The organism is Nostoc sp. (genome assembly GCF_036917355.1).
In the GTDB taxonomy this organism is placed as follows: domain Bacteria; phylum Cyanobacteriota; class Cyanobacteriia; order Cyanobacteriales; family Nostocaceae; genus Nostoc.
On sequence record NZ_JBALDP010000052.1, the window covers coordinates 1 to 20,630 of the forward strand.

19 protein-coding genes are annotated in these 20,630 nt (G+C 42.0%); 11 read left to right on the forward strand and 8 right to left on the reverse strand.

The features are described from left to right. Window positions 1-364: 364 nt before the first annotated feature. Complete coding sequence (locus V7K53_RS15450) at window positions 365-1,636, reverse strand: MFS transporter (protein WP_335198390.1); 1,272 nt, start codon at window positions 1,634-1,636, stop codon at window positions 365-367. A 327-nt stretch (window positions 1,637-1,963) separates the two neighbouring features. On the opposite strand from V7K53_RS15450, the gene V7K53_RS15455 reads away from it, so the two are divergent. The 6 genes from V7K53_RS15455 (at window position 1,964) to V7K53_RS15480 (ending at window position 7,980) form a co-directional block, all read left to right on the forward strand. Beyond that, window positions 1,964-2,926, forward strand: a complete 963-nt coding sequence (locus V7K53_RS15455; RefSeq protein ID WP_335198391.1) for a TauD/TfdA dioxygenase family protein — start codon at window positions 1,964-1,966, stop codon at window positions 2,924-2,926. A gap of 138 nt (window positions 2,927-3,064) precedes the next feature. Beyond that, window positions 3,065-3,946, forward strand: a complete 882-nt coding sequence (locus V7K53_RS15460; RefSeq protein WP_335198393.1) for a TauD/TfdA dioxygenase family protein — start codon at window positions 3,065-3,067, stop codon at window positions 3,944-3,946. A gap of 97 nt (window positions 3,947-4,043) precedes the next feature. Then, window positions 4,044-5,129: an aliphatic sulfonate ABC transporter substrate-binding protein gene (locus V7K53_RS15465; protein WP_335198394.1), complete on the forward strand. Its 1,086-nt coding sequence runs from the start codon at window positions 4,044-4,046 to the stop codon at window positions 5,127-5,129. A gap of 285 nt (window positions 5,130-5,414) precedes the next feature. Continuing rightward, complete coding sequence (locus V7K53_RS15470) at window positions 5,415-7,169, forward strand: peptide ABC transporter substrate-binding protein (protein WP_335198395.1); 1,755 nt, start codon at window positions 5,415-5,417, stop codon at window positions 7,167-7,169. Window positions 7,170-7,365: 196 nt separating this feature from the next. After that, window positions 7,366-7,560, forward strand: a complete 195-nt coding sequence (locus V7K53_RS15475) for a hypothetical protein (RefSeq protein ID WP_335198396.1) — start codon at window positions 7,366-7,368, stop codon at window positions 7,558-7,560. An 81-nt stretch (window positions 7,561-7,641) separates the two neighbouring features. Then, on the forward strand, window positions 7,642-7,980 hold the full coding sequence (locus V7K53_RS15480; RefSeq protein WP_335198397.1) for a GNAT family N-acetyltransferase: 339 nt from the start codon (window positions 7,642-7,644) through the stop codon (window positions 7,978-7,980). A gap of 38 nt (window positions 7,981-8,018) precedes the next feature. Here the strand turns inward: V7K53_RS15480 and V7K53_RS15485 are convergent, their stop codons facing one another. The 6 genes from V7K53_RS15485 to V7K53_RS15510 all read right to left on the reverse strand — a co-directional run bounded on the left by V7K53_RS15485 (window position 8,019) and on the right by V7K53_RS15510 (window position 14,461). Then, window positions 8,019-8,972 carry an ABC transporter permease gene (locus V7K53_RS15485; protein WP_335198399.1) on the reverse strand — a complete coding sequence of 318 codons (954 nt, stop codon included), beginning with the start codon at window positions 8,970-8,972 and terminating at the stop codon, window positions 8,019-8,021. A gap of 153 nt (window positions 8,973-9,125) precedes the next feature. Beyond that, window positions 9,126-10,088 carry an ABC transporter permease gene (locus tag V7K53_RS15490; RefSeq protein WP_335198400.1) on the reverse strand — a complete coding sequence of 321 codons (963 nt, stop codon included), beginning with the start codon at window positions 10,086-10,088 and terminating at the stop codon, window positions 9,126-9,128. A gap of 239 nt (window positions 10,089-10,327) precedes the next feature. Next, window positions 10,328-10,909, reverse strand: a complete 582-nt coding sequence (locus V7K53_RS15495) for a beta-class carbonic anhydrase (RefSeq protein ID WP_335198401.1) — start codon at window positions 10,907-10,909, stop codon at window positions 10,328-10,330. A 292-nt stretch (window positions 10,910-11,201) separates the two neighbouring features. Further along, on the reverse strand, window positions 11,202-12,296 hold the full coding sequence (locus V7K53_RS15500) for an aliphatic sulfonate ABC transporter substrate-binding protein (protein WP_335198402.1): 1,095 nt from the start codon (window positions 12,294-12,296) through the stop codon (window positions 11,202-11,204). A 353-nt stretch (window positions 12,297-12,649) separates the two neighbouring features. After that, window positions 12,650-13,450: a hypothetical protein gene (locus V7K53_RS15505; protein WP_335198403.1), complete on the reverse strand. Its 801-nt coding sequence runs from the start codon at window positions 13,448-13,450 to the stop codon at window positions 12,650-12,652. Between the two features lie 195 nt (window positions 13,451-13,645). After that, a complete protein-coding gene (locus V7K53_RS15510; RefSeq protein WP_335198404.1) occupies window positions 13,646-14,461 on the reverse strand; it encodes a hypothetical protein in 816 nt (271 codons plus the stop codon). Between the two features lie 709 nt (window positions 14,462-15,170). Between V7K53_RS15510 and V7K53_RS15515 the strand changes: the two genes are divergently transcribed. From V7K53_RS15515 to V7K53_RS15535, 5 genes are all read left to right on the forward strand, one after another. Next, complete coding sequence (locus tag V7K53_RS15515) at window positions 15,171-15,950, forward strand: class II aldolase/adducin family protein (RefSeq protein WP_335198405.1); 780 nt, start codon at window positions 15,171-15,173, stop codon at window positions 15,948-15,950. Between the two features lie 45 nt (window positions 15,951-15,995). Next, window positions 15,996-17,096, forward strand: coding sequence for an LLM class flavin-dependent oxidoreductase (locus tag V7K53_RS15520; RefSeq protein WP_335198406.1), 1,101 nt, complete (start codon window positions 15,996-15,998; stop codon window positions 17,094-17,096). Between the two features lie 6 nt (window positions 17,097-17,102). Continuing rightward, window positions 17,103-17,537, forward strand: a complete 435-nt coding sequence (locus tag V7K53_RS15525; RefSeq protein WP_335198407.1) for a GlcG/HbpS family heme-binding protein — start codon at window positions 17,103-17,105, stop codon at window positions 17,535-17,537. 20 nt (window positions 17,538-17,557) lie between these two features. Beyond that, window positions 17,558-18,742: an LLM class flavin-dependent oxidoreductase gene (locus V7K53_RS15530; RefSeq protein WP_335198408.1), complete on the forward strand. Its 1,185-nt coding sequence runs from the start codon at window positions 17,558-17,560 to the stop codon at window positions 18,740-18,742. Window positions 18,743-19,633: 891 nt separating this feature from the next. After that, window positions 19,634-19,882, forward strand: coding sequence for a hypothetical protein (locus V7K53_RS15535; protein WP_335198409.1), 249 nt, complete (start codon window positions 19,634-19,636; stop codon window positions 19,880-19,882). Window positions 19,883-20,121: 239 nt separating this feature from the next. Here the strand turns inward: V7K53_RS15535 and V7K53_RS15540 are convergent, their stop codons facing one another. Continuing rightward, window positions 20,122-20,523, reverse strand: coding sequence for an ATP-binding cassette domain-containing protein (locus V7K53_RS15540; RefSeq protein WP_335198410.1), 402 nt, complete (start codon window positions 20,521-20,523; stop codon window positions 20,122-20,124). Window positions 20,524-20,630: the final 107 nt, after the last annotated feature.

Consider the following 20,630-nt stretch of genomic DNA (forward strand, 5'->3'; position numbering starts at 1 on the left):
TAACTCTGCTTTCTTTTTGATATTTCTTAGTTCTTGTGTACTACTCTGTCTGCTTTTTGCTGATCTGTGACAGTTAGGGTGCGGAAGGTGGGTTAGATATTAACCATGAACGTCACCATGCTTATGCTGGTTATGCAGGTTTGGTAGTACTAGCACGCGAACTACATGAAGCCTTGTATAGTCCTATATGGGAGCAAATTAGCAAACCTGCCCCTTGGGATGAAAAATTCGCTTATCAGCTATAGGCGCAACTTTCTTCTACCAAGCTGATGTAATTGATCGTCTTCCACTACACTTTGAAGGTGTGGTGGAAGATGCTTCTTTTCCAAATATCTGCTTTGTTGTACAAAAAGAAGCGACTTGTTTAGCGAGTAATCCAACGGCTTACTGCTGGCAATTGTGCAGAGAACCAGAGCGCACCTAAAATAATCAGACTACCACAGACAATCAAGGCATTAGTCGCACCAAAATTATCTGCCAAAGTCCCAGCTAACAAATTTCCAAAGGGCATTGTACCCACCATTGCTAGGGCGTAAAAACTCATTACTCGTCCACGCTTATCCTCGGTAACTAGGGTTTGAATAATCATATTACTACTGGTAATGTTGAGGATAGAAAAGCAGCCTACAAATACCAGAATAATTATAGATAGCCAAACTTGACGCGAGAGTGAAAAGAATATCAAACTCATTCCAATCAAAACTTGAGCGATTACAATCAAACGCTCTAAGCCTACAATCCCTCGTCTGACACTTAGATACAAACAAGCAAACAACGAGCCAATCGGTGCTGAAGTGCTGAGGTGAGCCATCGTTGTTGCATTCCCATTAAGAATCTTTGCTGCAAAAACAGGCATGAGCGCAACATGAGACATTCCGACGAAACCATGTAACGCTAGCATTAATAAAATTACTCTAATCGGCTGGAATTTCGAGACATATTCAAAGCCCTCCCGCAATTTCTCCAAAGTATCGCTAATGCCCGTAAGGGGTTGCATCTGTCTGGCTGGCAGCCGCATCGCTAGCAAGGTAAATATGGCAGGAATATAGCTGAGGGTATCGTAAAGAAAACAATATTTTACCCCTAACGTAGCAATCAAAATCCCGCCCATAGCAGGCCCCACGACAAGAGACGAACTTAACATTACTGAATTCAAGGCGATCGCATTACTCCAATCGGCGCGATCGTCTACAGTTTCGGTGACGATTGTATGGCGCACGGGCATATCTAATCCCTTGAGCAAACCATTGAAAGCACTCAATACCAAGAGGATAGGAAAGGTAATCCAATTGGTAAAGGTGAGAATTGTTAAAGCTAGGGAAACGCTAATTCCCAATATCTGCACCACCATTAACAAGTCACGACGACTCCAGCGATCGGACAATATGCCCGAAAAGGGAATCACTAATAACGTAGGTAAAAATTGTACAAACCCTGCAACTCCCAACAACCAAGGCGATTGAGTCAAATCGTATACCAGCCAAGGAATAGTTAACTGCTGGGTCATAAATGTCCCAGACATTGATAGTAACTGTCCCCCGAAAAACAGGCGAAAGTTACGCCAGCGCAAGGCGGGTAAATGGTGATACGTGATATTACTGATGCTTTCCCCGAGTTGTCTATGCCAAATTTTCATGAGGAAAATTTTATCATGGTTTACTAATAATTAGACTAACTAAGAATTATCAAATAATCGCGTAGTTTACTACCCAGGCATCGCTGATCTGTCTGAGCTAAGGCTTTTGCACATTGACATCGAATCACTATAGAAGAGGATTTATCTGAAAAACATAGGAAATTACTATTTAGCAACTGCATACTACGTTAAATCTATCGGAATACTGTATGATAATTTCAGTTATACTCCCAGCATTGGAATGTTGCTATCAGAGTATCGGCAAAATTCCCAAGGAAATAGGCGAGTGTGAACACCTCCCGACAGATAAAACTCTGGAGAATCCTAATGGGCTACAAACATATAGAAGTTAAACAGGTAGCTGGTTTCATCGGTGCAGAAATCGGCGGCGTAGACCTTTCGCGCTCTCTTTCTGAGGATCAAGTCCAAGAAATTCGCAAAGCGCTATTGAAGTGGAAAGTTGTGTTCTTCCGCGATCAAAACATCGATCATGCTGCCCAGGTCGAGTTCACATCTCGTTTTGGCGAAGTGACTTTCGCCCATCCCTTGGGAGAGCCTGAACCAGTTCCGGGATTTCCCCAGATCAAACCTGTAGACCGTAGACTCTATGAAAAGCAATATGGTTTTCGCACTGGCGGCCCTTGGCACACAGATGTAACGGCGGCGATCAACCCACCAGCAGCGTCAATTTTACGCGCAGTTAATGTCCCTAGTTTCGGTGGTGACACCCAGTGGAGTAATCTCGTTGCCGCTTATGAGGGACTCTCAGCACCCCTGCGATCGCTAGCTGATACATTAAAAGCGGAACATCGCTTCAATGGAGGGGGTTATCAACCCCGCAATAACAAATTCGACGAGCGTATTGCTGTCAATCCTCTGGTTTCTATTCACCCAGTTGTCAGAGTTCATCCTGAGACTGGTGAGCGTGCCTTGTTCGTAAACCCTGGCTTCGTCTCCCGCATTGTTGATGTGTCACCAGAAGAGAGCAGACTGTTGCTAGAGTTGTTCTTTAACCAAGTCACCAAACCTGCCTATACCACCCGTTTCCGTTGGAACAACGGTGATATCGCCTTCTGGGACAACCGCGCCACCGTGCATTTGGCTCCTCAAGATTTGGATCATTTGGATGTCGAACGTCTCCTTTATCGCACCACCATCACAGGCGATGTTCCAGTAGGGGTTGATGGTTCCCGTTCAGAAGTGGTTCAAGGTGAAGCTTTCAGCGCTGAAGTACCAAGCGTCTTCAAGCAGAAAGCTGAGTCTAAGGAAGCACAACCAGTCTTTTCATAAAGCTGAGTTATAAGTCATGAGTGCTGAGTAAATTAAAAAGTACTCAGTACTTATGAACGCAGATATGAACCCTTTGTAAAGCAACAAGGGTGAATTTGCATGACTGATGTATAGCCCTAAATCTAAGGAGATCCAATTATGACACTCACGGCAAGCCGGATTGAGATTACACCCACCGAAGCGGCTCTTGGTGCAGTGATTACCGGATTCGATGTTAATTCTGTGGAACCAGAGGTGATTCTGCAACTCAAACAGGCATGGCGATCGCGCCATCTTCTCATCTTCAAAAACCAAATATTAACTGACGATCAGTTGTTAGCCTTTGCCAATTACTTTGGCGATATTCTTCAACAACCTGCTTATATCCGCAAAGGAGAAACAGAAGAATACCTGCCGCCCCTAGTTCTCACTCTCGCAAATGCTGCTTCTGAAGAAAGTTCAGTCAATATTCGACCGAACTATCAGGAACTTTTACCTCACATCGATCACTACTGGCTGCCTGTACCATCTAGCGGTTCTTTCTTATATGCAGTAGAAGTACCTGAGAATGGCCCCAATACCTATTGGATAAATTTGGCTCAGGCTTACGACGAGCTAGATGATATCACCAAAGAGCAAATTGCTGGTTTGCAAGCTCGTTACTTCAATTCCTATGGCAGTAAGGAGCAGGATGAGTATGGTAATCCTAAATATGCAGCTGGTCGCGCTCCAGAACCAGGCGAACGAGTAGCAATTCATCCTCTGGTTCGCACACATCCAGATACAGGCAAAAAGATCCTCTTTTTCAATGCAGCTAGCGATGTAGACATCGTGGATTATGACCATGTAGAAGGAGCAAAACTAGTTGCAAAGTTGCAAGAGCATATCAAACAACCCCGATTTGCCTATCGTCACCAATGGAGCAAGGGCGACCTACTTTATTGGGATAACCAAGCAACGGCTCACTACCGCCCTGAATTTGATGCCAATGCCACTCGTATTCTCAAACGAGTTAGCCTCCGGGGTAGCCGTCCTTTCTAAAGGTTTAACAATCTAAGAATATAGAACGAAATGAGGTCGTTGATTATTGACAGTTAACAGTCAACGGTCAACAGTCAACACTACAGGATTGACAACCATGATAAAACCCTATGTCAGGAAACGATTAACTTCCAGGCGAGATTTGCTTTATACGTTGTATGGGTTCGCCTCTTTCGCTACATTGGTAGGCTGTGGAGCAAATGCTGGTAGTGGAAACAAGAATACGATAAGTAACAATAACAACACTATTGGCAGTAATAGCGGTAGCAATAATAGCAAGCCTAAACTTATTCGGCTTGGCTTCACATCATTTGGCGATCTAACAAGAGAAAAAGGTGTAATCGAAAAGCGTTTAGCTCTTTTGGGAGTAGATGTTAGCTGGTCGAAATTTATCTCCGGGCCACCCCTGCTGGAAGCCTTAAGTGTGGGTAGCCTTGATGGGGGACAAGTCGGGGAAACGCCGCCTATCTTTGCTCAGGCTGCTGGTAACAATTTGGTTTACCTAGTGAATATCCCGGCAGGTACGGGAGAAAGTTATGGGATTATTGTGCCAAAGGATTCTTCTATTAAAACGGTGGCGGATCTTAAAGGCAAAAAGGTTGCCTATGCCAGAGGAACTGCTCTGACCTATTTTTTGGCGAAAGCGCTGGAAGAAGTTGGGCTGAAGTTTAACGATGTTCAAGGTGTGAATTTGACTGTTGCTGATGGACGAGCAGCATTTTTAAACAAAACTGTTGATGCCTATGTAGCGATCGACCCTACACTAATCAAACTTCAACAAGAGGGAACAATTCGAGTGTTGCGGGATGCTCAGGGAATTAAAACACCAGGCTCTTTCTACTTAACTGCCAGGGAGTTTACGAGTAATAACCTTGAACTCTTCAAAGCAATTCTAGAAGAGTACTACCAAGTTGGAGAGTGGGCAAATCAAAATAGGCAAGCAGCCGCCCAAATCCTTGCTCCGAAGTTAAAGGTTGATGTGCCAACGATGGAAACAATGTTGTCTCGACGAAAGTACGATATGCAACCTATTAATGAGCAAGTGCTGCGAGATCAACAGCAGGTTGCCGATCTGTTGTACCAGTTAAAAATCGTGCCAAAACAAGTCGATGTCCGGGAAGCAACTCTGACTTCTGAACAGTATGCGGCAATTATACCGGATAGTATCAGAAATAAGGCATGATTTAGCGATCGCAAACTAGCTAAACGAAAATAAAGAGGCTGTGATCAGGAGATGCAAGACTGGGTGAAAAAGAGGATAACTCATGCTGAATAGCTAATATGTCCTTTTCCTGACAGCTATTGCCTTTCTTCCACATCTATGGGATTTTTATTTTAAGGAAGTACGGTTTGGCGACCAAATTATCGTAGTTTAAATCTGGAAAATCGTCAGAAACACGCTACAGTATTTGGTTGCTTGTTAGCGGTAAATTTGACCCTTTAGCTTAAATCCCTAGAAACAATCCAGATGTGCATATTCAATAAATTCAGTAGGGGTCAGATTTTTGCTCAGTCGTTGCTGGGCATTTTGTTGTTAACTGCTTGTTCTTCTCCAAATTCTCAGTCTTCAACCACCTCTACTCCCAGCGCGTCTAATCCAACAGCAGCGAGCGATACTTTAAAGCTTCTCTATTGGCAAGCACCAACTATTCTTAATCCCCATCTAGCTCAAGGTAACAAAGACTTTGAAGCCAGTCGAATTACTTACGAACCCTTAGCCAGCTTTGATAAAGATGGTAAACTAGTCCCCTTTCTCGCAGCAGAAATTCCCTCTTTAGAGAACGGTGGAGTAGCAAAAGATGGTAAATCAGTGACTTGGAAACTCAAACAGGGAGTCAAATGGTCTGATGGTAAACCATTTACGGCTACGGATGTGGTGTTTACCTACCAATTTGTTAGTAATCCATCTGTAGGTGCAACCACTGCTGCTAACTATCAAGCTGTCAAAAGCGTTGAAGCCGTGAATGACTATACTGTTAAAATCAATTTTCAGGAGCCTAACCCAGCTTGGTCATTGCCGTTTATTAGTTCCAATGGGTCAATCATACCTCGTCATATATTCGAGAAATACAACGGTAGCAACGCCAGAGAAGCGCCAGCTAATCTACTTCCTGTAGGAACTGGCCCCTACAAAGTAGTAGACTTCAAGCCTGGTGACACTGTTGTCTATGAAGCTAATTCCTTTTTCCGCGAAGCAAATAAACCTTTTTTTAAGCGAGTAGAACTTAAAGGTGGTGGAGATGCAACTTCAGCTGCTAGAGCAGTATTGCAGACTGGAGATGTAGATTTTGCCTGGAACTTCCAAGTAGAAGCTCCCATCTTAAAACAACTTGAGGCAGCAGGAAAAGGTAGATTAGATATCGTCTTCGGTTTTTATTTGGAACGGATTACTATTAATCAAACTGACCCTAACAAACAAACCAAAGACGGTGAACGCTCCAGTATAGAGTTTCCCCATCCTTTTTTTAAAGACCTGAAAGTGCGTCAAGCTTTTAATTATGCTATTGACCGTGACACTATTAATCAACAGTTGTATGGTCAAACTGGTCGTGCTGTTACAAATATCGTGGTAGCGCCAGATATTTATAATTCAACTAATACGAAATATGAATTTGACTTGAAAAAAGCTGCTGCTTTGCTAGATGAAGCTGGATGGAAAGACACCAATGGCAACGGCATTCGGGATAAAAATGGTGTAGAACTCAAGGTTTTGTTTCAAACTTCAGTCAACCCAGTCCGCCAGAAAACTCAGGAAATCATTAAACAATCACTAACTTCTATTGGCGTGGGGGTAGAACTCAAGAGTATCGATTCAAGTATTTTCTTTTCTAGTGACCCTGCTAACCCAGATACTCTTGCTCACTTTCACGCTGATTTACAAATGTTTAGTGGTGGCAATAGTAACCCAGATCCAGGTACTTATCTAAAGGCGTGGACTTGTAATGAGATTTCCCAGAAGAAAAATAATTGGTCGAAACCGAATACTTCTCGTTACTGTAATCCAGAATATGACAAGCTTTGGTTACAGTCCAATACAGAATTAGATCCACAAAAACGCCGACAGTTAATTATTCAGATGAACGACTTGTTAATTAAAGAGCAAGCTGTAATTCCGCTAATTTCTCGCGCCAATGTTAATGGAGTCAGTAACAGACTCACTGGTATAGATTCAACTCCTTGGGACGATCGCACCTGGAATATTAAAGATTGGCAACTCAAGTAAGTAAGAATTGAACATTTGGGAGCAAGTTTCCTTGCTCTCTTTTCCTGAGCTAAATATCGAGAGTTGGCTCGACGTTGCCAATAGTCGTAATGTAATTGATTCCTCACTACTTGGCAAGATTTAGACTAGCTATCAAAGACAATATTAGCGAAAGTACTTTTGATAAAACAGAAAAATATTTCATGAGGAGAATATCATGTCGGAGATTGTCAAGTCAAATATAAAAGTACGATGTTGTCTGCCATCAGATGCAGAGAGCGTCTTAAACGTACATCGAGCAGCAATTCGTGAAACTGCTTCATCGTGTTATCCAAAGGAAATTATTCAAGATTGGGCATCTCCAATTACGCCCTCTAAAATTAAGGCTTTTGCAGCAATACAGTTCAGATAAGACCAAAACACTTGTAGAAATGGCGATTTATCGCGTCTCAAAACCCACGAGTTTGTACAAGTAGCCCTTAACTGAACGGTATTGGCTTTTGCAGATAATACTGTTATTGGGGAAGAAACCCGAATCGTGGCAGAAATTAATGGTCAAATTGTGGGATTTGGTGCAATTGTTGTTAGCAATAGTGAGTTACGTGCAGTGTATGTGTCTCCGAGTTTTGGCCGTTCTGGAGTGGGAACTGCAATACTTCAAGAGTTAGAACGTTTAGCACGTGAGCGAGGATTGTCGGAATTACATTTGAACGCTTCGCTCAACGCTGAACCGTTTTATCAAGTTAATAGTTATATAAATGAAGGTTTTGAAGAACATATCTTGCGTTCCGGTCGAAAAATGCCATCTATTCGGATGAGAAAAAAATTGTAATTGAAGGCTAGGGATAATAGTGTTGTGTTTCGATGAATTTACAATAACCTCGGATCTAGCGCATCTCGTAAAGCATCACCTATATAGTTAATGCTTAACACCGTGAGAAATATTGCTGTGCCAGGGAAAATAACTATGTGGGGAGCATATTCTAGAAAGTTTTGCCCTTCGTTGAGCATTCGCCCCCAAGTTGGCACATCAGGTGGAAAACCTAAACCAAAAAAGCTTAAGGTTGATTCGGTAACGATCGCAGTACTTACTGAAAGAGTAGCAGCAACTAGTACCGGACTAATGACATTGGGCAAAATATGAACCCAAATCAACCGTGCAGGGGAAGCACCAAGGGCGCGTGCTGCGGTGACAAATTCTAACTCCCGCACTGTCAAAAAACCGGCTCGCACTAATCTAGCTACAGACATCCAGTTGAGTCCACCAATCACCAGTACTATCAACACAAATATACCTATTTCTGGCCCAGCGATCGCCTTTATCGCATCCCGAAACAAAAATATCACCAGTAATAATAATGGCAGTCGTGGTAAAGCTAAACACAAATCTGTGAAACGCATTAAAACAATATCCAGCCAGCCGCCATAAAATCCAGCAAGTGCGCCGATGAGTGTACCGAGAGTTATGGCTACTAACATCGAAAAAATTCCGACTGCGATCGATATTCTCCCACCATGCAAAACTCTGGCTAATATATCTTGACCTAAATCATTAGTACCAAATGGATGCGCCCAACTGGGGCCAAGAGTAGATTTGGTAAAGTCAATTTTGTTGAAGGGAATTTGATAAATAAAAGGCCCAAAAATTACACTTAACACTATGATGAGCAAGATTACCATCCCAAACATAGCTTGACGATTACGCCGAAACTTGCGCCATGCTTCTTGAGTAAGTGTTTCTGGCTGAGAAACAAAATTGGTGGATGGTGGAGAAACTGAACCCTTGGATGCTTCGGAAGTTTGATTAAGCGATCGCTTCAACATAAAAGATATTATAAATTTAATTTGTATACTACCGAGCAGAGAGTTAAAAGCACTTTTGAATAGACTTTTTATAACCTTTAGGCATTTTCAAAATATTGACTTGTTCAAGGGTAAAGAGCCATACGTCTTTTTTCTTCATTGTTAATTATTTAGCTACTTCGTATACTTGACGCGAGGATCTAGTAAACCATAAAGAATATCGGCAACGAGATTAAAAATAACAATCAAAATTGCATATATAAATGTAATTGCCATGACTACTGGTGTATCATTCTTATAGATAGAATCAATTAATAAAGCACCAATACCGGGAACACGAAAAACTTTTTCTGTTACTAGAGCGCCTGTAAACACGCTGGGAATATCCAAGGCCACCAATGTAACTACAGGAATTAATGCATTCCGCAAAACATGACGATTGATCACCAAGAATCTGGGTAATCCTTTAGCATAAGCAGTACGCACATAGTCTTGATGGATATTTTCTAAAATTTCTGAACGCACAAAGCGCATGAGCATCGCTGTCTGCCAGATTCCTAATACAGATATAGGCATAATAGATTGTTTAACTTGAGCGATAAAACTCCGCAAATCTGTTACCTGTAAGGTGCTGTTATAGATGAAAGGAAACCATTTTAACTGGATACTGAAGATAATAATAAATAGTAAACCAGTAAAAAATGTTGGTAAAGAAAACCCAAAGAAGACTAAAGTAGTCAAAACTGTATCAACAATGGTATTACGTTTGAGAGCCGAAATTACCCCCAAAGGAATAGCTAATAATACACCAACTATGTAAGCAGAACCCACTACCCACAAGGTTGTTGGTATACGTTGGAGAATTAAACCAATTACGGGACTACGGCTAGTAAAAGAATAGCCCATATCTCCAGTGATAAAAGCGGTAATCCACTTGACATAGCGGATATAAATTGGTTGATCTAAACCTAAAGATTTTCGGATATTTTCTCGCACTTCAGCTGTGATGGAAGGATTCAGGGCAAATTCGCCCATTGGATCGCCTGGTGCTAATGCTAGAATAGCAAATATCACAATACTGATGGCAATTAAAGTCGGAATAGCAATTAGTAATCGATTGATTAAATATTTACTCATTAGTCATTACAAAATCAGCTTGACTGATAGGATGCATCTGACAATTCAGGGGTATCATCTCTCAACTGCACGATTTTATAGGTTTACAACACAATCCCAATATTAGTAGGTAGACGTGCAATATGGTTCGGATAAGCATTCTTCATCTCTGATATCGGCTGGGAAAGGCTTGAAATTACCCTTTTCCCTTCCACCTAACCCTATTGGGACATCGCCTGGTTCAAGTCGGGATGATGAAACTACCTAGCTAGACCAACTTTTGTCGCTTCAGGAACTTCAATTAATTGCCCTGTTTTAACATTGTAAATATAACCATAAATAGGAATTTCAAGAGGAACTAATGGATGTAAACGAATCCTTTGCACATCTGCATAAACGCTTTTGGCAAGATCATCAATAGTCAGCCAATTGATAAACTTGCCTTCGCTTGATCCCGGATCAGATCCAATATCAGACCAACCTGTTTCATCCAGTTTGGCTGTTTTGAGGCTACTAGCAAGTAAATTACTGATGATTTCATTTGTGAAGGTTTCCATCCCGCAATTAGTATGATGAATTACGAACCATTCACGAGTACCAAGTAATTTGTAAGAAATTACTAAAGAGCGAATTACATCATCGCTAGCACGTCCACCTGCATTGCGAATTACATGAGCATCCCCTTCAGCTAATCCAGCAAATTTAGCTGGGTCAAGTCGAGCATCCATGCAAGTGAGAATTGCAAACCGACGAGATGGGGGTATGGTGAGATTACCTTTATCACCGAAGTTTTCACTGTAAGTAAGATTAGCGGTCAGAACTTCTTCTACAATTTGGCTCATTTTTAGTATGTGTAGGCAAGCACTTGATTAGCAAACCAAAAGCTAAATTTATATCTATTTCCTCTAGTTTCGATAAAATTATGAGTATATACTACAGTAAATCGATAGGATTTTGCTATTTTATCAAGAGTAATTTGCCACAAATTAATACAAAAGGCAAGTTACAGAAAGTCGGCGCTTGATTGGCCATGTCCCATTTCCAATGCCCAAAAACTTCACGTATAAGGGGATGGAGTTTTTCATTGTTCCCTGTTCCTTACCATGAAAGGGTTTCTAATACATCAGGTGTGATTTACCACTTTTGCTCAGGAACCCAGTTGTAGTTTTTATCTTTAACATCAATTTTCTTGGGAATAACCTTGAGTTTGTAGAAGTTGTCTGCCATATTTTGTAATCCTGTGAGAACTTCATCAGTCACAGGCAATACTTTGCGATCGCCTCCGCGTTCCTCTACAATTTCCATTGTGGCTAAATCAACTTTGTAGAGTTTGGAAAGTAGTTTTGCTGAGTCTTTGTTGTTATTTTTAGCCCAGCTACCTGCTTTTTCCAATTCTTGCAAAATTATTTTCAAAATATCTGGATAATCGCGGACAAAATCTGGTGCAGCATAATAAAAACCAGGACTTTCTACAGGAGCTTTATCACCAAATAGCGTAGTATTATCTGCCAACAGACGAGTACGCAGCTTACGTTCAGCTTCCGCAATATAAGGGTCCCAGATTACCCATGCGTCAAAATCATTGCGCTCAAATGCTGGTAAAGCTTCGGCTGGAGTTAGATAGACAGGTTGAATATCTGTATATTTCAAACCTACTTTTTCTAAAGCACGTACAATCATGTATTGTGAACTTGAGCCTTTAGCAAAAGCGACTTTCTTACCTTTTAAGTCAGCAAGAGTTTTGATAGGTGAATTTTCTTTCACCAAGATTGCTGAACTTCTAGTACTACTGGTACTCGCAGCCACTCGCACGAAAAGTTTGTCACTGGATTGAGCAAAGACGCTTCCTGTACCGCCACCACCACCAAAAACGATTGCACCTACACCCATTCCCTCAAGTAAAGGTGCAGTCGAGGAAAATTCATTCCAGGTTACAGAAATACCTTGAGGTTGTAAGCGCTTCTCTAGACTACCTTGGGCTTTGAGGATGTTCAGCAGCGCCATCCCTTTTTGATGCCCCATTTTCAACACGGTTAACTTGCTGGCTTGGGGTTTTTCTGTTGGTGCATTCGCTGAATTACCAGGAGTGCAAGATGCGATCGCTAAACTCAAGCCTAAACTCATGACAAATAGTAATGCAAACGAGCGAATTCCAGGTTGTTTAAAAAACTTAAACAAACCCTTCTGACTTATCCACACTAAAAACTGATTGATCAGTAGCCTTAACATATTTTTTCCTTTTGCTTCTGGTAATGTTTGCAGATTATTTTTTGTTTTTATGCCTATGAAAAATTCTTAATTTTATTGCAATAAATTAAAATTTAAGCATTAAGTGTAGGGTGTGTTATGCCGGAGGCTAACGCACCATAAATTGTTGATGATAAGTAGGTGCTGCGCTTGGCGACAACACACCCTACATTCAAATTTCTTAATTTAGCAGGACTTACGCAAAATCATGAAAAAACGAACCGCAAAGGACGTATTCACGCAGCATCTCGTCAGAGAAGCACACAAAGAAATAGGAGTTTCAGAGAGGAGAGCTTTTGCGTAATTCCTATTTAGGTGGGAATAATGCTTACTTTCTATTTAATAGAAGTAAGTTGAGGATTAGGAATATCTAGCAAGTAGGAAAGTACTTCTTTGCGCCAAGCATCATATATTGGTTCAATGCCTTGGCTATTAGAGCCATTAAAGTTTTCTGCATCTTGCCAGCGCTGTTTTATATAAGCAGCACGTCGTTGTTGAATTTCTTCATCCAGTTCTAATACTTGTGCTGCAAGTTCAGCGCGTTCATTAGGTGAAGCTTTTTCAAACTTGTTGCGCCACCAATTAGCAATTGTCACGCGATGAATTGCTTCATCATCACTGAATCTTTCACTACTTTGTTGTGCTAATACTGTATCACCAATTGTTGATGTCAGTTTATTAAACCAAACTTGGGGCAGAATATGATGTTCATAGTGCAGTTCCCAAGCAATAAATCCTAGCCAGTTACGATAGGGTACATCTTCAAGAAATTGCCAGTGGCGTTCTGCTTCTTTGCGGATATCGTTAATCGGATCGCGTCCAGTCAGCGCAATTATTCTGTCACGAAAAGCAATCGCGTGTGCGCCGTCATCACCAATTTGTCTACTCAAAATTAAATGCAAATCTGGGTCAGGAATCAATAAAATTGCCTTACTTGCAGCTTGGACAATAGATAAATCATGACCACCAGTAGCAGCCCAATATTGATAGAAATGCTCTTTTTCTTCTTCTGTAATTGGCGGACGGCTAGGGTGTTCACGAGTCAATGGAACGTTTGGCGCGTACTGCCTAAAGAGTTTTTCCAGGTTTTCTTTTTCAAACTCTACAGTCCAGCTTCGAGTCAAAGTTGCAGGCATAATAAGTTCCTTGAGTTATTGTGGATCTGACTTTTCACGGGAAGTCCTCAAGCCCCCAAAAAGCGTGGCTTTTTCCACAGGCTAATTCTCAATAACTCTGAGTTAATGAAAATAGCTAACGGAAAAATCAGGGCTTGGGAAACCATCAAAATGACCTTTTCCACATACCGTTAAAGCCAGATTGTGGATTGCGTCTTAATTGTCAATGCTTACGAGTTTGGGTAGCTGAAAAACTGGAATATCTAAGAAGTAAGAAAGTACCTCTTGTCGCCAAGTATCGTAAATTACACCCGTTTCCTCCACTTCAATACCCAGCGCACGACGGCTAATCTTTTCATGCTCTTTGAGATAGGGATTGCGACGGCGTTGCACTTCTTCGTCTGCTTCTATTACCTGTGCAGCTAACTCAGCTTTTTCCGTTGAAGAAGCTTTGTCAAATTTACGTAACCACCACTCTGCAACACCTGCACGGTGGAATGTTTCATCTGGGATGATTCTCGCTGTCGCAAAGCTGGAAGATTGTGGATCGTATAACCGTGACAAACGCCGATTTAATGAGCCAATGGCAACAATATGATGTTCATAATGCAGCTCGAAAGCTAAAAATCCTAACCAGCCACGGCGGGGTATATCTCCCATAAAATCCCAATGCTTTTGCACTTGCTTTTGAATATCTCCAATGGGATCGTGACCAAATAACGCTTCTACACGGCGACGAGTATTTTCTGCGTGTGCGCCATCATCACCTAATTGGCGACTTAAAAATAGCTGCAATTCCGGATCGGGAATTTTATCAATAACGTTGGCGACAACTTGCACAATAAATAGGTCATGGGCTGCACCAACAACGCGAAAATGGTAGAAATTCTCTAGTTCTTCTGTTGTGGTGATCGCTTTTGGCTCCTGTAACCGCTTTTTTGGAATATGGGGAGCATATTTATCAATTAACCTATCAATAGTTTCATTTTCAAATTCAATTGTCCAAGCTGGACGGGTGATAGTAGCAGTCATATTTTGCTCCTGTGTGTGAGTCGTTCACTTGTGTCGAAGAGAGCCGATTAATCTGCCAATTTTAAACTTTTGTAACGCGATCTTATCAGTTGCAATCTCGCGTCATTTCCTTGTTTGCTCGTAAAATTTAATGATGTGTTGTGCTATCCAATTTGTTCTCATCAATACATTTTCTGCAACTGTGTGATAGTTCTTGGCTCATAGTAGGGTTTGAAAGAATGGTGAGTCTAGTTGGAATTTAACTCCCATAGCTAGGCTCAAACAAGCTTTCCAGAACCTTTATAATCGGCACTTGGCAGTTAATTTTTAATTTCTTGAGTCATAAAATACTTTAAATCGACTGATAAATCGTATTTTATAAATATGAGATTTGCATATATGACAATAAAAAACAAGGGGTGACATTCTCAAGCTTGCTTCTTCAGGTAAAGTATGGTAGGTTCATATTGCATAAATGCAGTAACTTGACCGATTTACCGTAGTTAAATAAGAAATGTTACCAATCTACTCCAAAGAGTTGCTGTGCTAGATAATTTCAAATCTAACTTTGGGTAAATAATAATGAGACGAAAGATTTTATTAGCCCTCTGCGATCGCGTCTGTTAGAAAATTAATCAAATAATTCTGCCAATAGTTTGACTTTGCAGCCATCTGAGTCGTAACTGGCTGCATTTATTAAATAATCTTCTATTCATAGGAATTGAGAATCATGGTGCAAACTTCCATCGTCCGCAATGGTACTCTTGTTAAACCACCAACCTTTACCTCTGTAGAAGCAGAGCGTCGTCATCGTAAAGAACGCTTGGCTGCTGCGTTGCGAATCTTTGCCCGTTTAGGTTTTGCCCAAGGACTAGGAGGACACATCACAGTCCGCGATCCTGAACTCACTGACAATTTTTGGGTCAATCCTTTTGGTATTCACTTCAGTCGCGTTCGTGTATCAGACTTGATCCTAGTGAATTCTGAAGGTAAAGTTGTTCAAGGTGATGGCGCACTTAATCAAGCAGCTTATGCTATTCACTCGCAAATCCACGAAGCCCGTCCAGATGTAGTAGCAGCGGCTCATGCTCATTCCTTCTATGGCAAAACTTGGTCATCGCTAGGTAGGTTAATCGATCCGATTACCCAAGATTCTGCTGTTTTCTACCAAGATCATGCTTTATTTGATGATTACAAAGGCGTTGTGTTAGATAGCAGTGAAGGAAAACGCATTGCAGAAGGATTAGGTAATAGCAAAGCCGCAATTCTCCGCAATCATGGATTATTAACCGTAGGATACAGTGTAGACGAAGCAGCTTGGTGGTTTATCCGTCTAGAAGATGCTACTAAATCCCAGTTATTAGTAGAAGCTGTAGGTAAACCCATCCCCATTGAACACGACCTCGCCTTAAGTATTCAAAAACGTAATGGTAGTCACGAAGCAGGTTGGCGTGCATTCCAATATTTATGGGATGAAATTACCCGCGATCAACCAGATTTATTGGAGTGAAAGGGAACAGGCAATAGAGAGTAGGGAGTATTCAGGAGAATTATCATGCCAGTTGAGTTCATCGGGTTAATCCGAACCAAACCGGCTTCGGAGTTAAACAGTGTACCGGGTAATCTGGCGGATGACATTATTGACCCCGGATATGTACGCGAGTTTGCCCAAGTCCATGAAAAAGGCGATTTTGATAAAGTATTAATCGGCTATAGCTCTAGTAGCGCTGATGGTTTTACTGTTGCTACCCATGCAGCTGCATTTACCGATCGCTTGGGCTTTTTGATTGCTCATCGACCAGGTTTTGTAGCACCAACTTTAGCAGCACGCAAAGCAGCTACCCTCGATCATTTCACTAATGGTCGGATTGCGGTGCATATTATCACTGGCGGTAGTGATGCTGACCAGCAAAGAGATGGCGACTGGCTTGACCATGACAACCGTTATCGCCGTACTGATGAGTATCTCGAAATTGTCCGTCGTGTCTGGACAAGCGATACACCCTTTGATTACGAGGGTGAATTTTACCATGTTAAAGATGCTTTCTCCGCCATCAAGCCACTGCAAAAACCCCATATTCCCCTTTACTTTGGTGGCGCATCTGGGCCAGCAGTAGAAGTAGGAGCCAAGCATAGTAGTGTATATGCTTTGTGGGGTGAGCCAATTGCCGCAGTAAAAGAACGGATCGCCCAAGTTCGTGCAGCTTTACCTCCTGGTCGTTCTATCCGTTTTAGTGTATCTCTGCGTCCTATCTTGGGTGTGACAGAAGAACAGGCTTGGGAAAAAGCCAGAAATATTTTAGGACAAATTCAAGAACAACGAGGAGGTGCAAAAGTCGCTCCCCCAGCTAGACCACAGGCGGTAGGATCGCAAAGGTTACTAGATTTCGCAGCTAAAAGCGAAATCTACGATAAGCGTTTATGGACACCGATCGCTGCTGCTACTGGTGCTGCTGGCAACACAACTGCGCTAGTAGGAACACCGGAACAAGTTGCAGAAGCTTTAGTTGATTACTATGACGCAGGTGTAACTACCCTGTTAATCCGGGGCTTCGATCCGCTACAAGATGCCATTGATTATGGGCGCGAAGTCATTCCTTTAGTGCGGAAAGAAGTAGCAAAACGAGAACGCCAAGCTGTTGCAGTTGGAAGATAAAAAATTATGGTACAGACATCTACATCTACAAGAACTGTTGAATTAATTACAGTTGATACCGCATTAGCAGCAATAAAAGCAGGTTTAAAAGAAAGCCAAAATCTAGGTGCTGGCGTATCTATTGCTGTTTACAACTCGCTTTTAACTTTGGTAGCCTTTGCACATGGTGATGGAGCGCCACCTCATAGTGTAGAGACTAGCAAACGCAAAGCACAAACAGCAGCTTCAATTCGTCGCCCTACAGGAAATTTTGCCGATCATCTGACTGTGGCATTACCGTTAGCTTCTGGCAACTTATTAACAAATCTCGGTGGTGGTTTACCTATCCGCTTTGGCGGCGTGCATGTAGGAGCCATCGGTGTTGGCGGTGGTACTGTCGAGCAAGATATTGCCATTGCCAAAGCCGCGTTAAGTGCGATCGGTGCGGAACCAATAGATTAGTTATCTACCTAAATTGAGCGATGATCCTTAGCCATCACCCCGGTTCGATTGTCGGTAGCGATCGCTTTCTGGCTCCGACAGATTTTGCCAACAGTCCCCTCTCCCAAGCATTGCAACAGCCTGTATTGTTGGGGTTATTTCTCCCCATTCAAGCAGGTGGTTGGAGTGCCTCCACACTACCACGCACCACAGACTGGAGCTTTGAATATAATAAGGCTCTCGTGCTGCAAGCCGAGGCGCTGGGGTTTGATTTGATATTTGCGTTGTCACAGTGGCTACCCAAAGGTGGCTATGGCGGCGTGTTCAACGGCCAAGCCCTGGACTCTTTTGTGACCACAGATGCACTCACGAGCCTGACACAGAAGATCATGCTGATCTCCACCATCCATGTGTTGTATGGGCCGATTCATCCCTTGCACTTAGCCAAGTATGGCGCAACACTCGACCATATATCAGGGGGTCGCTGGGGTATTAACGTAGTGACTGGACATCGCGCTGTTGAACACGAGATGTTTGGTTGGAAGCGCATTGAGCATGACCACCGTTATGAACTTGCAGCTGAGTTCATCGAAGTGCTGCAACGCCTGTGGGGTGATGACGAGAACTTCTCATTTGAGGGCAAGTCTTCGTGGAAGCTCAATGATGCCTATGTTACACCTAAGCCGAAATATGGCCGTCCAGTGCTAGTCAACGCTACAGGCTCAGATGCAGGAATTTCTTTCGCTGCACGCTATTCTGATATTGTGTTCATCACCAGCCCCGCAGGTTCAGATTTCAAGAGCGCCATTGAAGCTTTACCTGCACATACTAAAAGAGTGAAGCAGGCTGCACGCGATATAGGGCGGGAAGTGCGAACCCTCCTCAACCCGATGGTAATCAGCCGCGAAACTGAGCGGGAAACTTGGGAGTACCACGATGCGATCGTTGCTCATGCTGACCCTTCTGCACCTTTGGGCTTTAGCCGATTCAACAGCGACGCACACGTTTGGAAGGGTCGAGTGGGTAAAGATGAACCAAAGCGCCGGGCTATTGGCGGTAACATCGAGGTCATCGGTACGCCTGAGCAGGTAGTCGAGCAGTTTGTAAAGTTGAAAAATGCTGGTGTTGATGGGTTGCAGTTGAGCTTTTATGACTTTAAGCCAGACCTGGAATTTTTTGGTGATCGCATTTTACCTCTGATGAAACAAGCGGGTCTAAGGTTATAAGTTGCTTGTAAATCAAAATGTATGCCTATAAATATATGAATTAAATATCAAAATAATTTTGATATTTAATTTTTTTATAAAAATTATTATCAAATTTTTATACTGCTTTCCAATTTAAATTTAGTTGATATGGGAAGTACTTGTAAACATATTTATCTCAAATAGCGAAGATTTAGCTATTCAGATATGGAATTGTTGACATTATTAAAAATAGTGCTGATATGAAACTAAAACGCCGTGATTTACTGGATTTGGGTAGATCAGCAGCAGCTTTAGCTGCTTGCAATAAATTTGCCTGAACACGGTTTAGGTGATGGTGGTTATAATGGCGACCCGTTTATGCGTTCGCTTATGGATTTTTGCTAGCATGGCAAAACTTACTATAGAAGAGTGAAAATCCTGTAATCTTGACCTTGTAGCGAAATAATGGTGCAAAAACTTGGCATAAAATTGTCTAAAACCAGAGGCAACATCGTTTGAAGTACTCGATTGTGTTCAAAAAAGATGCCCTTCGTGCGGGGAAGCAATGTGGAATGAATACAATAATCCTCGACATATAAGAACATTAAATGGGTAGTAGAACTACAGCTAAAAATTCGTCGATGTCAAAATAAGTCATGTCTGCGGTATAAAAAAGCATATCGACCAGAGCAAGAATGGTCACTCGCTCTACCACAGAACGAATTTGGTTTAGATGTGATTGCTTATATAGGAGCATTACGCTACCAGGAACATAGAAGTGTTCCCGAAATACACACTCACCTCGATATTATTGGGTATATGTATAAGTCAATGAACGGTCACGCACCTCATTGACAGATATGACGAGAAAATTCTTTATGGCTAAAAGACCATAAAAGGTTAAAAGCAATATTTAAAAATCAAGGACGGGTGATATTAGCGATTGATGGGATGCAGCCAGAAAGTGGACATGAGGTATTATGGGTAATTCGAAATTGCTTATCAGGAGAAATAATACTAGCTAAAACCTTATTATCATCAAGGAATGAAGATTTAGCAGCATTATTATTAGAAGTAATTAATACCCTAAATGTACCAATTGATAGAGTTGTTAGTGATGGACAACAATCAATTCGCAAAGCTGTTGGGATAGCATTACTTAGAACACCGATTCAGTAATAAAACGCGAGGCTGGAAAACCAGATTTTTAGGTCATTTCAACCACAATTTCCTTCTTGCGCCTAAAAGAAACTCGAGTTTTTCGTCATGACTCTGAATACTGAATCGGTGTTCTAGTATTGCTCATGGTTTGTGTCATTATCATTACCTGAAAGAAGCAATTAAACCGTGGGGTCAGGCTGACGGTGGAGTGGCTTGTGGGGGCGAGGATTGAACAGTTGAGTTTGCTCCACAACAGTTCAAGCTTCATTTTGCATACTAACTAGCTTGGCGTAATAACCATCCTGGGCAATTAGTTCGTTATGGCTGCCAGCTTCCACGATACGCCCTTGCTCAAGTACGTATATCCTATCTACATAACGTGTCGCCAACAAACGGTGAGAAACTAATACTGTAGTAAGTCCATTCCTGACCGCTCGCAATTGCGATAGAACTAAAGCCTCAGTTTTAGTATCTAATGCAGAAAAACAATCGTCTAATAGCAAGATGGGGGTCTGGCGAATCAGCCCACGAGCTAGGCTGGTTCTTTGTTTCTGCCCACCTGATAAAGTTACCCCACGCTCACCAATTAATGTGGATAAACCTGCACTAAATTTGTTAATTGTTGCTTCAAGCTGTGCATATCGAGCAGCCTGCCAAATAGATTCGGGCGGGGGAGCATCTCACCTTTGCAAATATAGGTGTAGGTGAGGGAAAATAGTTACACTCTCCTTCACGAGTGGCAAGTGCAACTACTATGACCCCTGAA